Consider the following 14158-nt stretch of genomic DNA (forward strand, 5'->3'; position numbering starts at 1 on the left):
AACGATCATGAACTTACAGCGGCGATGAATTGTTTCATCTCCGCTGCTGTCCCCACTGTGATCCTTGTCCACTCCCCCGCTTTTTCATACACATAGGTGCCTTGTATCCGGGATCTCTTCAGCTGTTCGAAATAAGTTTTATGCTTTTCTGTGGAGAAATAAATGAAATTGGAGAATGATGGGATGCAGGCGAAATTCAATTGTTGCAACTGTCTCATGGTGTCTGTTCGCACCTGTTCATTAAGCTCCCTGCATTTCTTTGTGAAGGCTGTATCCTGTAAAGCTGCCATCGCTGCTGCTCGTGAAGCCACACTGATATCCCCATTGGCCCAGGTTTTGGTGGAGCTGATTTTTTCTGTGAGCTCTTCATGCATCAGTGCATAACCAATCCTTGCACCCGCCAGCCCGTATATTTTTGAAAAAGTTTTGACAATGATGAGGTTCTTGTTGTTGGGCACCAGCCTGGCGGCAGAAGATTGTTCTGTATAATCGAGATAGGCCTCATCGATCACGACCGTCACTTTTTTGGTGGCTTCCGTGATGAAGCTGACAAGCTCCCGGTCAGGAATAAGCGTACCGGTGGGGTTGTTCGGATTGCAGAGATACAGCATATTGGTATCGGTCCGGATGGCAGACAGCATGGAGGCCAGGTCCTGCTTCTTTTCCGCATTCAGCGGAACAGTGATCTTTTTGTATCCTGCATTTTCCGCAATACTCGACCAGTTGCTGTAAGTGGTTTCGCTGATCACGAAACTTCCTTTGGCTTCACCGAAATAACGCGCCTGCAAATCTAAAATTTCAGTACTGCCTGCACTGATCATTATATTTCCCGGATCCAGTTGATGCTTTTTTGCAATAGTGGCCATCAGATCGGAACTATACTGCCAGTTGTACCGGTTACTGAGGCTCAGGGCAGCCGTCATAGCGGCGATGACCGCAGGAGAAGGGCCATAAGGATTTTCGTTGGAGCTCAGACGAATGCTATCGTCCTGCGGAAACAACGCCTCATGCGGACCGCTTTCCGTTACGGCAAAGGATTGCAATGGCGCTATGCCAAGGCCCGCCATGCCCCAACCTATTTGTTTCAACCATGTTCTTCTGTTTGCCGGCATCTGAGTTTATTATTTTGTTCCTGAAAATATCCAATAGCGAGAAGATATTGCCGGTCAGTTACATGAACGGTCGATTGTCGGTTTTGTTCTATGGGAGGGCCTGCCCTGCTGCTAATTTTGGTTAAAAATAAGCAGCAATGAATACGAATCACTCCAATACCACAGCCATCGCAGCTCCCATCCTCGTGATCGGAGGAAACGGAAGGACCGGAAAAAGGATCGTGCAAAGACTGAAAGAATTGCGCATACCTGTACGCGTTGGATCGAGAAGCGGTGATCCTTCGTTCGACTGGACCAACCGCAGTACCTGGGCGCCTGCATTGGAAGGGATGAAAGCAGTGTATATCTCTTACCAGCCCGATCTGGCCGTTGAAGGCGCTACGGACGATATTCAATTCCTGGCAGAGCTGGCAGCCAAAGCCGGCGTTCAGAAACTAGTCTTGTTATCCGGCCGCGGCGAGCCTGAAGCACTGGCCTGTGAAGAGATCATTCAGCGATCGGGCATCGATCATACCATCCTCCGTTGCAGCTGGTTCTTCCAGAATTTCAGTGAAAGCGTTTTCCAGGAACCATTACAGGCAGGTCTGCTGGCACTTCCCGCAGGTGATATGAAGGAGCCTTTCGTGGATGCGGATGATATTGCGGAAGTGGCTGTAGCCGCCTTTACAGACGCGAAGCATGCCAACCGCCTGTATGAGCTCACCGGTCCCCGCCTGATGACCTTTAAAGAGATCACAGCTGAGATCGCCAAAGCAACAGGAAGGGACATACGCTTTCAGGATGTTTCCATCGAAGAATACAGCAAAACACTGGAAGGATTTGGACTGCCACCAGACTATGTACAGTTCATCAGTTATCTTTTCGCAGAAGTGTTTGACGGCCGTAATGCATCCCTCACCAATGGTGTGCAGCAGGCGTTGAACAGGGAAGCTTCCGATTTTTCTTCCTTCGTTCAAAAAAACATTCCTTCAGGCATCTGGAGCTGATCCTACAGTCTTTTCAATTTCAATAAACGCACCTCCGCAGGTGCGTTCTTTTTTTCCCAGGGCCTGCGCAGTGTGAATGTGAGCGTCTCTTCCCGGAAACCCGCAGGGGCTTTGAAGGTGAACACTTCCACGATGGTGCCGCCCGGCATGTTCTCTTCTGTAGATGGGATATTGGCCGTTGAACGGCTGACCAGTTTGCTCTGCACACTCAATGCATCAAACTCCCATGAATTGCCGGTACCGCTTTGCAGCGGTATCTCCACGGCAAAGTTGGCGTTGGATTTGACGAGGAGACTGTCTTCCTTTTCTTTCAATGTTACATGCGTGATCCCTTTCTTTGAGGCACCACAATACACGAACATACATGCAGTAAGAACCAGTAGAGTGTTCTTCATGTTAAGCAGTTTAATGAAATTTTAAGCGGAGCCGGAATCCTTTTATGGCAGGGAAATGAGGAGTAATGAGGATAAGTGTTGACAGGGAAGACAGTAATAAAGGTAATTTTTTTTGTTTATTATTGCACAAAGTGGCTTATTCAAGTCCTGCAAGCCGTTACTGTCCTACATTTCCTGTCACCTTAAATTCCGTATTTATGCCTCAGAAAGGATTATTATACCGCACGATGAAACTGGCTTTACCCTTATGGTCCGTTATTTGTCCATTGATAGGGCTGGTATTTATTTTGACGGTGAGTGCAGAACATTCCGGCTGGATGGATATCGTTTTGGGAGCAGTGTTGATCAGTGTGGTATTGTCTGCTGTGCATCATGCGGAAGTAGTGGCGCACAAGGTTGGCGAGCCCTTCGGTACACTGATCCTGGCCCTGGCCATCACCGTTATTGAAGTGTCCCTGATCGTTACCATCATGCTTTCCAAAGGTGGCGAAGAAAGCTCCACGCTGGCGCGCGATACGGTGTTTGCAGCCATCATGCTAATTCTTACCGGTATTATCGGGCTATGCCTGCTGATAGGTGGTTACCGTTACAAGGAACAGGTTTTTGTGAAGCAGGGCGTGAGTGCTGCATTGGTGACCCTTACGGCCATCACGGTCCTCACGCTTGTATTGCCTAATTATACCACCAGTGCATCCGGTCCTGTTTATTCCACCAGCCAGTTGATCTTTGTGGCCATCGTGAGCCTCGTGCTTTACCTGGGGTTTGTGATGGTACAGGCTGTGCGTCACCGTGACTATTTCCTTCCCGAAGACGCCTCCCCGGAGGACGAGAACGCGCATGCCGCACCGCCCTCCAATTTCACCGCCATTACCAGTTTATTATTGCTGGTACTTGCCCTGGCCGTAGTTGTGATCCTCAGTAAGAAATTATCTCCCGCCATTGAAGGAATTGTTGCGGACCTTGGCGCTCCCAAAAGCCTGGTAGGTATCATCATTGCCGCTGTGATCCTGCTTCCTGAAGGACTGGCCGCACTCAGGGCCGCGAGAAAGAACAGGTTACAGACCAGTCTCAACCTGGCCCTGGGTTCTGCACTCGCTTCTATCGGTCTTACCATCCCGGCAGTTGCCATCGTAGGTTACTTCACCGGTTTTACCATCACACTGGGCATCGATACCAAATCCACCCTGCTGCTGATATTATCACTTTTCACCATCAGTATATCTTTCGGTGCCGGTAGAACGAATATCCTGCAAGGCATCGTACTATTGGTGATACTGGCCACCTATCTTTTCACTACAATCGTTCCCTGAAGGGCATTTCAGCCCTGGCATGATTTTTATAGCAGAAAAACCTCCCCGCGCTGGGTATAACAATCTACACCGATGATATTGTTGCCTGCAATATTTTTGGCGTAATCTATCAGTTGTTATGTTATTATGATACTCATTGTTGACGACAGGCCGGAAAATATTTTCTCTCTGAAGAAACTCCTGGAACTAAACCAATTTACCGTAGACTCAGCCTCTTCCGGTGAAGATGCTCTGCGCAAGATCCTGAAGAATACTTATTTCCTGATCATCCTCGATGTGCAGATGCCGGGCATGGATGGTTTCGAAGTAGCGGAAGCAGTTACAGGTTATAGCAAATCCCGCGATATTCCCATCATCTTCCTCTCTGCAGTGAATACAGAAAAACGATTCATCGCAAGGGGCTATTCTTCCGGCGCCATCGATTATGTGACCAAGCCTTTCGACCCTGATATCCTCCTGCTGAAAGTGAAGAATTTTTACAGGCTGCATCAACAGACCAGAGAGCTCAACGAAATTCAGAAAACGCTGCGCGATGAGATTGAAGTGAGAAAGCAGGCGCAGGCCCAATTACATGAGAGCGTGGAAGAAATGCGTTCCACCCTTGAATCAATTCCGCAGATCGCTTTCACTTCAGATGCAAATGGGAATATCGAATTCGTGAACCGATACTGGTACCAGTTCTCTTTTGGAATGGATATGTTCCCGCAAACGCCTCCCGGTACTCCCACCATCGCCGATTACATTCAACGCGCTGTCAGCTCCGGCATTCAAAGCATCACCGAGATCCAGATCAGGCCATTGAAATCCGAAGAATACCGCGTCCATTTGTTTACTATGACACCTGTGAAAAAAGACGACAGGATCACGAAATGGGTAGGCATCTGCACCGATATCCATGAACAGAAAATGGTGAACCAGGTATTGGAACAACGCGTGCAGGAGAGAACACAGGAACTGATGCTCTCCAACCAGGAACTGGAAGCCAGCAATCATGAATTGCAACAGTTTGCTTATGTAGCATCCCACGACCTCAAGGAACCGCTCCGGAAGATCCAGGTGTTCAGTCACCTCGTGAAACAAAAATTCCTCGCCGATAATCCGGACGCCATCAATTATATGGATCGCCTGATCAATTCATCAGACAGGATGATCATGCTGATCACCGATGTGCTGAAGTATTCCAAGCTCAGCATCTCCGCTGACTTTGTGCCCACCGATATCAATGAAATATTACTCGAGATCATTGAAGACAGTGAACTGCTGATCCAGGAAAAACAGGCGGACATTGAAGTGGATCCCATTCCTGCATTGGAAGTGATCCCCGCGCAGATCAGGCAGGTGTTCCAGAACATCATCAGCAATGCCCTGAAATTTTCGAGCAAAACTGCACAACCAACCATTCGCATCTCTGCAGAACCGGTGAAAGGAAGAGATGCCGGCAGCCCCGCCGATCCTGCCGGAAACTATTGCCGGATCACAGTTACAGACAATGGCATTGGCTTCAATGAGATCTTTGCAGACAAGATCTTTGCCATCTTCCAGCGACTTCATTCGCGCGAAGAATATGAAGGCACCGGCATCGGTCTCGCCATCGTGAAAAAGATCATCGAAACACATAACGGCATCGTCACTGCCAAAAGTGAAGAAGGGAAAGGCAGTTCCTTCATAGTGGTATTACCTGTTAAACAAACCTTCTCCGACAATAAAGTACAAAACAACGGTCAATGAATTCCTCTTTCAAACGTAACCTCATCATAGGATTCGGATTTTCCCTCCTGCTGCTCGTGATCAGCTCCGTGGCCAGTTATATGAGCATACGCAACCTGCTGAAAAGTGCAGAACAGGTGGAACATACCAACCAGGTGATCCGCGGGCTGGATAAAGTGGTTACACAACTGATCAATGCGGAAACCGGTCAGCGTGGTTACCTGCTCACAGGTGAAGATAATTTCCTGCAACCTTACCAGGGCGCTATCGATGATGCCAAAACAGCCATTGCGGATGTAAGGAAACTGACGATGGACCATAATGCACAACAACTCAGCCTGAACCAGCTGCAGGAAATTGTAGTGCTTCGACTGAGCATGCTGCAGAAGCTCATCATGAAAAAACAGCGGGGCCAACAGGCAACCGCAGAAGAACTGCAGGAAGGTAAACAGTATATGGACCAGGCCAGGGCTATCATTGCTGCAATGGTTGACAGGGAAAACCAGTTATTGCTGGAGCGCACAACCCAGATGAACAGGTTTGCAGGCTACACACCTACCCTGATCGTGATCGCTGCATTGCTCAGCATCATCCTCACCGTGATATCCTTTGCCCGTGTGAGCAGTGACTTTGAAAGAACAACACAATTGCAACTGGCTTTGCAGGAAAAAGACCAGCAGATCAGCCGCCGCATCAACCTGATCCAGGAAGTGGCAGGAAAAGTTTCCACAGGCGATTACTCTGTGCGTGTGCAGGAAACAGACCAGCAGGATACGCTTGGCAACCTTGCCGTGTCTCTCAACCAGATGGCGCATTCGCTGGAGACTTCTTTCAATTCCCTGGCAGATAAAGAATGGTTGCAGGCTGGCATCGCCAGTCTTAATGAACAAATGCTTGGCGAATACGAATTGCCTGTATTGACCCGCAATATCATTGAATACGTTGCAGATTACACCGGCAGCCAGGTAGGTGCTTTCTATGTTTCCGATGCAGATGCTACCTTGAAATTCACCAAAGGATTTGCATACGATGAAAGCCAGGGTAAAACCAGTTTCAATATCGGCGAAGGTCTGGTGGGCCAGGCCGCTTCCGGAAGAAAACTGATGCGGATCAGCAATGTTCAACCTGACCAGATGCTGGTGTCTCACGCTACTGGTCAAATACTTCCAAAGAATATCGTAGCCATTCCACTTTTACATGAAAGAAAAGTGATGGGTGTGATGGAGCTCGCTTCCATCAGGGAATACAATACCAACGAAATGGCTTTCCTCGAAAATATTTCACATATCATCGGCACAGTACTCAACAGTGTGGAAAACAGGAAAAGGCTACAGGAGCTCCTGGAGGAAACACAAAGCCAGTCCGAAGAATTACAGGCGCAACATAACGAGCTGGAAAATATCAACAGCGAACTGGAAGCACAAACTGAAAAGCTCCAGGCTTCCGAAGAAGAACTGAAAGTGCAGCAGGAAGAATTACTGGAAGCAAATGAGGAACTTGAAGAGCGTGCACGATTGCTGGAAGAAAAGAACCAGCTGGTATTCGAGCGCAATATCGAGATACAGCGCAAGGCCGAAGAGCTGGAACAAAGCACCCGCTACAAATCTGAATTCCTCGCCAATATGAGCCATGAGCTGCGTACGCCGCTCAACTCAATCCTGCTGCTGAGCAGGCTGATGTCAGAGAACAACGAGAATAATCTGAACAGCGAACAGATCGAATATGCGCGCGTGATCCAGGGATCGGGACAGGGACTTCTGGCATTGATAGACGAGATCCTGGACCTGAGCAAGATCGAAGCTGGAAAAATGGAATTGCTTTATTCTGATGTTCCCGTGAAAGATGTTCTGGAAGATATGTCGGCACTCTTCACTCCCATCGCAAAAGAGAAAGGCATCGAATTCAGGACCAGCATCGGTGAGCACGCGCAGCGCATTATCGAAACAGACAGGCTGCGGCTGGAACAGATCATCAAGAACCTCATCGCCAATGCCCTCAAGTTCACCTCACAGGGATTTGTTGAATTACAGGTGAGCATGACCGCCAGAAACAGCAATCATATCTCCATCTCTGTGCATGATACCGGAATCGGCATTGCGCCGGAGAAACAACAACTCATTTTTGACGCCTTCCGCCAGGCGGATGGTTCCACCCGCCGAAAATATGGTGGCACCGGGCTTGGCCTCAGCATCAGCCGCGAACTGGCGCGATTGCTGGGCGGCGAGATCATGCTGCAGAGCGAGCCTGGCAAAGGCAGCATCTTCACCATCGACATACCCGTATCAAAGGCTGCAGCTGCTATCCACAGTGCCACCGAAGAAGAACTGCATGCCGGGGAACAACTGACAACACCTACCCTGAAGCCGCTGATACCAGAGAAAGAGATCCGCCAGCGCTATATCAGCGATGTGATTCCTGATCCCGTTCCGGACGACAGGAACGATATCCTCACCGATGATCGTGTGATCCTCATCGTGGAAGATGATACCAATTTCGCAGAGAGTCTGCTCAAATTCACCCGCCGCAAAGGATACAAGGGCGTAGTGGCCGTCCGCGGCGATGAAGCCCTGGACCTCGCTGTGAAATTCAGACCTGCAGGTATCCTGCTGGATATCCAGCTGCCCGTCAAAGATGGCTGGGAAGTGATGGAAGAACTGAAGAACAATACCGATACCCGTCATATCCCCGTGCACATGATGAGCGCTTACGATGGCAAATACAAGAGCCTGTCCAAAGGAGCTGTGGACTTCATCAACAAGCCTGTGGCCTACGAACAGATGCAGGATATTTTCGAGCGGATCGAATTCATGCTCAACAACAACCCGCGCAAGGTGCTGATTGTGGAAGAGAACCTGAAACACGCGAAAGCATTAGCTTTCTACCTGGAGAATTATGCCGTGAACACCGAGATCCGCAATACCGTGAACAGCTCTGTGGAAGCATTGCAGAAACAGGAAGTGAATTGCGTGATCCTGGACATGGGCGTTCCCAACCAGCGCAGCTATGATACACTGGAACAGGTGAAGAAACAACCAGGGCTTGAAAATATTCCTATCATCATTTTCACCGGACGCAATCTCAGCAAAGCCGAAGAAGTGAAGATCAAGCAGTATGCAGACAGTATCGTTATCAAAACCGCACATTCCTATCAGCGCATACTCGATGAGGTGAGCCTCTTCCTGCACCTGGTGGAAGAAAAGAACAATACAACCAAACCCTCCAATAACCTGGGGGTCTTGCAGGAAGTATTGAAGAACAAAACAGTACTGATTGCGGACGATGATATCCGTAATATCTATTCGCTGACCAAGGCGCTGGAGACCTACCAGATGAAAGTGGTGTCGGCCACTGATGGCAAGGAAGCGTTGCAGCAGTTGCAGGAACATCCTGAAACCGATATCGTGCTGATGGATATGATGATGCCGGAAATGGACGGATACGAATCCACCCGAAGGATCAAGAGCAACCCGAAATTCAAAAGGGTGCCCGTGATTGCCGTAACAGCCAAGGCGATGATCGGCGACAGGGAAAAATGTATCGAAGCAGGCGCTTCTGACTATATCAGCAAACCCGTGGATATCGATCAGTTATTATCTTTACTGCGTGTATGGTTATACGATTCGGCAAAATAAACGGCGAACCATTTGGAATATAAATTACATGACGCGGAAATAGACCTGCTGATGCAGGATGTGCTGGAGAAGTACGGGTACGATTTTACCAGCTACTCCAAAGCATCGCTGAAGCGCAGGGTGAACCGGCTGTATGCGTTGGACAAGTTCAACCACTTTGCCGATTTCCGCCAGCATGTATTGATCGATGCCACTTATTTCCGCCGGTTCGTGGAAGAGATCACCGTGAACGTTACCGAAATGTTCCGCGATCCATCTTTCTACAAATCCATTCGCGAAGAAGTATTACCCGTGCTGGCCACACATCCTTTCATCCGTATCTGGCACGCGGGCTGCTCTACCGGTGAGGAAGTGTATTCCATGGCCATCATGCTGGAAGAGGCCAATCTCCTGCACAAGAGCCTGCTCTACGCAACCGATCTCAATCCCGGCGTGCTGGAGAAACTGCGCAAAGGCATCTTCCCGCTCCGCTACATGAAACAATATTCCGAAAACTATATCCAGAGCGGCGGCAAACAGGATTTCAGTCAGTACTACACAGCGCGGTACGACTGGGCCCGGTTCGATGAAAAGCTGGCTGCAAGAATGGTTGTGGCGCCGCATAACCTGGTATCCGATCATTCCTTCAATGAATTTCAACTGATCTTCTGCCGTAATGTGCTGATCTATTTCGACCGGTCATTGCAAAACAGGGCGCTCAATCTGTTTGATGAAAGTCTTGATATGCTTGGCTTCCTGGCGCTCGGCGGAAAAGAGAACCTGAAATATTCCGGGATCTACCGTAAATACCGTCAACTGGAAAACAGGGAAAGAATATGGAGAAAGATCTCTTAAACAGAACATTCAACCTGATCATCATCGGCGGATCTGCCGGCAGCCTGCAGGTGATACTGAAGCTATTGCCCGAACTTCGTTTGCAGTTGCCTGTTACCATCGTGATTGTTTTACATCGTAAACCATCACACGATGAAACATTGGTTGAATTACTGTCTGCCAAAAGCCGCTGGCCCGTCCGGGAAGTGGAAGAGAAAGAACCTATCCTCCCCAATCATATTTACATCGCTCCTGCCGATTACCATCTGCTGGTGGAGTCCGATTTCACTTTTTCACTTGATGTTTCAGAAAAAGTGAACTACAGCAGGCCCAGTATCGATATCGCTTTCGAGTCTGCAGCAGAAGTGTATGGTCCTTCAGTGCTGGCTATCCTTCTATCCGGCGCCAATGCAGATGGACAGGAAGGAATGCAGAACATCAAATCTGCCGGAGGCGCCTGTATTGTGCAGGATCCCGATACTGCTGAAGTAGCGTATATGCCATTGCAGGCCATCACCCATGTAGAGATCGATAACGTTTTGCACGCCGAAGAAATGGCGCCCTTCCTCAATGTATTGTTTGAACAACGTTGATGATTATCAACTCAAATCAGAACCCCGGGGTCTATTCCAGCGCATCCCCTCTTTATTATTTTTGCAATATGATCCAAGCCGGTTAAGGCTGATCAATGATTTGTGAACAGGTCCGGAGAGCGGTGCTGGAATCGTTGGAGTGGCAGCTTCAATGTGATGTTTCAGGAACATTTTCAAGTACGGTTGACAGTGGTCCGGGAGCTTATCTAATTCTGGTTGGCACTGAAGCTCCGGATTTGTTCTTTTTTCACTTTTCTACTTCAGTAAATGCTGGTTCTGCATCACCCATTTCAATAATGCATTATTCCCTTCTTCCAGGTCGAGTTTTCTGCAGATATTATGGCGATGGTTCTTGATGGTGTAAGGACTCAGATGCAATGCTTTCGCAATTTCCTTGGTGGTCTTCTGATTGCGGATCTCGCGGAGGATCATGAACTCTGTATTGTTGAGCTGCTCGATGGCCTGGCTGGCTTTTTCTTTTGTAGCGGGTTGTTGCAGCCCGATCTTCGTCATCACCAGTTGGATGCCTGCAAAGAGCTGGGCTTCATCCACAGGCTTGATGATATAATTGGCAGGATTGGTGGCGGATGCCTGTTCGATGATATTCTTATTCTGATACGAAGTGATGAAAATGGTTTCAAAGCTGTAGCTGTTCTTCAGTTCAGCCACCAGTGCAATGCCGGTGATCTCATCACAGAGATTGATATCGCAGAGCAGCAGGTGCGGCTGCATATCAGGCATTGCTTCCCTGGCTTCTTTCGGGGAAATGGCCACACGGGTTTCGCAATCGAAATTATTCAGCAATTGCAGTTCGATGAACCTGGCAATAATGATCTCATCTTCTACTATCAGTACACGTATCATATAAGTTTTACACGGGGATTATGAATTCATACCTGAGCCCATTCTGATTGCTTACCTGCAATTTACCGTTCATCTGCCGGGCAAGATCATGAACCAGTGAAACGCCCATGGATATGCGCTCAAGCGGCTTGTTCAATTCCATTCCTGCTCCGTTATCTGCATACAAAAAACGGATCTCATTGTTCATCGTTTCCACCCGGATGCTGATCTGCGGATTATCGTGATCGGCAAATGCATATTTGAACGAGTTGGTCAGCAGCTCGGAAAGTATCAGGCCGAAAGATAGTGTGATCTTGCCATGCAGCATCACTCCTTTTTCCACTTCCTGGATAATACGGATCCTGCTCTTGCTATCGTAGATCTTTTTCAGGTGCGCCGTCAGCTCCTGAGTGAAATCCTCCACGTTCACGGAAGAACCCTCATCAAAACGGAACAGTTTCTGGTTCACCAGCATCATGGCTTTGATCTTGCCAAGATTGCCTTTGAGGATCTCGCGACTGGCATTATCCGGAATACTCGGCACCTGGAGGCTGATAAGACTGTACAGCAATTGCAGGTTGTTCTTTACACGGTGATTGATCTCGTTGATCAGCGTTTCGATCTTCGTATTACGGTCTGCCAGCAGCGCAGTTTGCTCTGTGAGGCGACTGTTGGAGATCTTGAGTTGAGAGGTACGGTCTTCTACTTCCTGCTCCAGCATTGCTTTCTGGTGCTGCTGCAATTCATTGAGCGCACCGAGCGCCGCGTTCTTATCGATCTCATGCTGGCGCAGTTCCTCTTTCAGTCCAGTTGCGAAAAGCAAAAACACGGCCAGGGTAGTGAAATTGGAAATATAAGGCGCCATAATAATGCTCTTCTCATGCAGAATAGCGGAAGTGGCCACAGTATAAGCAGCGGCGAGGAAGAAAAGCAACAATCCATAGCCGAGATATTTCTGAGGACGCGTAAGTCTTTTCCAGCAAATCCATAACGACGCACACATGAAGGCCAGCGGCAACGGGAAACTGCAAAGGTTGATGGTATTCACCAGGTTGAAATTGCCGGAGACCGCATTTACTGTAAAACCGAAACAGGTGAGCAGGGTCACTTCAATGATCAGCATAATGCCCAGCCTGTAAAGGATGGGATTGTATTTTTTCATTTGCCAGAAATCCAGCAGCAGCATGTAGATGCCGAAACTGCCGAGATGCGCCGATGGCGTATTGAACAGCCAGCCGGAAGGTGCATCATTGGGAAAGAACCATTCGATAAAATATCCCGCAGAGCAGGCGCCGTATAAGCCGATGCCCACAATGAAGCACATGAGCCAGAGATAGGGCCTGAAGCGGCTGACGATAAAAGATAATAATGCATAAATGAAAAACAGGATTACAGCACCGAGTGAAAAAGAGTCGATGATCTCTTTACGGTGGGCCTGCTCCGTGTATGCATCTTTCGGTTGGAGATAGAAGTTGAAAACGGGTTTATACCGTTTGGAGTGATGCACTTTGAGAATGAGCCGGTAGGTCTGCAACGGCTCTAATTTGAGCTGCACGCTCAGCCTGGTATCTCCTTGACTGATCAGCCTATGTTCCCGGAAATGGCCGGTGATGCCATGCTGGATACATTGTCCGTTACGGTAAAGGTATACGTCTACGTAAGTGAGGCTGGAGAAGGCAAGGGCCAGGTCCTGCCGGGCAGTAGTTGCATTCTTCAGGTCCATACTCAGCCAGTAGAAGCTGGTCCGGCTCTGGGGCTGCAGCTCATCGAGCGGCCGGAAAGAATTGGAACGCTGTAAGAGATTGGTAGTGTCCGGCCGGTTCTGAGGATCTTCCCAGGCTTTGAAATAAGGGAGGAGCAGGATATGACTTCCGTTGAGCTGCGGTGTGCTGATCATGAGCGTATCTGCCTTTGCCGCCATAGAAAACAGCAGCAATATGCAGCAGCATAGCAGGTTCAGAGGACGGAGCGGGGTCATGCGCACAAAGGTGCATTATTTTGGGGCATCCACAGATAAAAAATGAGAGTAAAATCAGAACCCCAGGGTCTATATTTTAGCTCATTCCAGCGATTATTTTTGCATCAGACTATTGTTTCAAGATTTACATAGGAACCACACGATCAGGTATGGTTAGTAGTCCTCGTTCCCGGGGACTTTTCCCTTTTTACAATAGCTGATACCTTCCCCGCCCCAATACAGAATACCCAAACACCGCAGCCATTAAACTATTTCCGGCATGTACAACATGGCCGTACACAAACAGTTCTTACATTTTTTCGATTGCAGGATCGAATGGTTCACACAGCTTTTGCATCCTTCCCAGAATGCAGCATCCTTTGTGATCTCATTGAAAGTGACCGGCTCAAAACCCAGCCTGGCATTCATTTTCATGATCGCCAGTCCGGTAGTGATGCTGAATATTTTCGCCTGAGGATACAGTGCGCGACTCAATTGGAAAATCCTTTCTTTGATTGCCGCCGCCACACCGGTTCTGCGGAATGCCGGAGCAACTATCAATCCGGAATTGGAAACGAATTCACCATTACTCCATACTTCGATATAGGAAAATCCAGCCCACTCTCCTGCTTCAGTAACCGCTATTACGGCTTTGCCCTCACGCATTTTCTGAATGATGCAGGAAGCAGGTCTTTTTGAAATACCTGATCCTCTTTCTATGGCTGATCTTTCTGTTTCGGCTGAAATGGCTGCTGCATATTGCTCGTCCATCTGGCCGGCTATTCTGATTATGAAACCTTCAGGGTCCAT

General features: G+C 48.6%; 11 protein-coding genes. 6 read left to right on the forward strand and 5 right to left on the reverse strand.

Annotated features, from left to right (window positions below; all coding sequences use genetic code 11):
* Positions 1 to 5 precede the first annotated feature (5 nt).
* Entirely contained in the window at positions 6 to 1112 is a 1107-nt protein-coding gene (locus FSB84_RS24940; RefSeq protein ID WP_130540566.1) for a pyridoxal phosphate-dependent aminotransferase, read from the reverse strand.
* Positions 1113 to 1249: 137 nt separating this feature from the next.
* Here FSB84_RS24940 and FSB84_RS24945 point away from each other — a divergent pair, with 137 nt between their 5' ends.
* Positions 1250 to 2098, forward strand: a complete 849-nt coding sequence (locus FSB84_RS24945; protein ID WP_130540567.1) for an NmrA family NAD(P)-binding protein — start codon at positions 1250 to 1252, stop codon at positions 2096 to 2098.
* A 2-nt stretch (positions 2099 to 2100) separates the two neighbouring features.
* Here FSB84_RS24945 and FSB84_RS24950 read toward each other — a convergent pair whose 3' ends face one another.
* Positions 2101 to 2493, reverse strand: a complete 393-nt coding sequence (locus tag FSB84_RS24950) for a protease inhibitor I42 family protein (protein ID WP_130540568.1) — start codon at positions 2491 to 2493, stop codon at positions 2101 to 2103.
* Between the two features lie 197 nt (positions 2494 to 2690).
* Here FSB84_RS24950 and FSB84_RS24955 point away from each other — a divergent pair, with 197 nt between their 5' ends.
* From FSB84_RS24955 to FSB84_RS24975, 5 genes are all read left to right on the forward strand, one after another.
* Complete coding sequence (locus tag FSB84_RS24955; protein ID WP_225979881.1) at positions 2691 to 3803, forward strand: calcium:proton antiporter; 1113 nt, start codon at positions 2691 to 2693, stop codon at positions 3801 to 3803.
* Positions 3804 to 3929: 126 nt separating this feature from the next.
* A complete protein-coding gene (locus tag FSB84_RS24960; protein ID WP_130540569.1) occupies positions 3930 to 5531 on the forward strand; it encodes a hybrid sensor histidine kinase/response regulator in 1602 nt (533 codons plus the stop codon).
* A complete protein-coding gene (locus FSB84_RS24965) occupies positions 5528 to 9142 on the forward strand; it encodes a response regulator (protein WP_130540570.1) in 3615 nt (1204 codons plus the stop codon). The genes FSB84_RS24960 and FSB84_RS24965 overlap by 4 nt, the downstream gene beginning before the upstream one ends.
* A gap of 12 nt (positions 9143 to 9154) precedes the next feature.
* Positions 9155 to 9976: a CheR family methyltransferase gene (locus tag FSB84_RS24970; RefSeq protein ID WP_225979882.1), complete on the forward strand. Its 822-nt coding sequence runs from the start codon at positions 9155 to 9157 to the stop codon at positions 9974 to 9976.
* Entirely contained in the window at positions 9958 to 10548 is a 591-nt protein-coding gene (locus FSB84_RS24975; RefSeq protein WP_130540571.1) for a chemotaxis protein CheB, read from the forward strand. Before FSB84_RS24970 ends, FSB84_RS24975 begins: the two co-directional genes overlap by 19 nt.
* Before the next feature lie 255 nt (positions 10549 to 10803).
* On the opposite strand, the gene FSB84_RS24980 is transcribed toward FSB84_RS24975, so the two are convergent.
* The 3 genes from FSB84_RS24980 to FSB84_RS24990 form a co-directional block, all read right to left on the reverse strand.
* Positions 10804 to 11412: a response regulator transcription factor gene (locus tag FSB84_RS24980; protein WP_207234224.1), complete on the reverse strand. Its 609-nt coding sequence runs from the start codon at positions 11410 to 11412 to the stop codon at positions 10804 to 10806.
* Positions 11413 to 11419: 7 nt separating this feature from the next.
* A complete protein-coding gene (locus FSB84_RS24985) occupies positions 11420 to 13369 on the reverse strand; it encodes a histidine kinase dimerization/phosphoacceptor domain -containing protein (protein WP_130540572.1) in 1950 nt (649 codons plus the stop codon).
* A 243-nt stretch (positions 13370 to 13612) separates the two neighbouring features.
* Positions 13613 to 14158: a GNAT family N-acetyltransferase gene (locus FSB84_RS24990; protein ID WP_130540573.1), complete on the reverse strand. Its 546-nt coding sequence runs from the start codon at positions 14156 to 14158 to the stop codon at positions 13613 to 13615.

This window comes from Pseudobacter ginsenosidimutans (assembly GCF_007970185.1).
GTDB classification, from domain to species: Bacteria; Bacteroidota; Bacteroidia; order Chitinophagales; family Chitinophagaceae; genus Pseudobacter; species Pseudobacter ginsenosidimutans.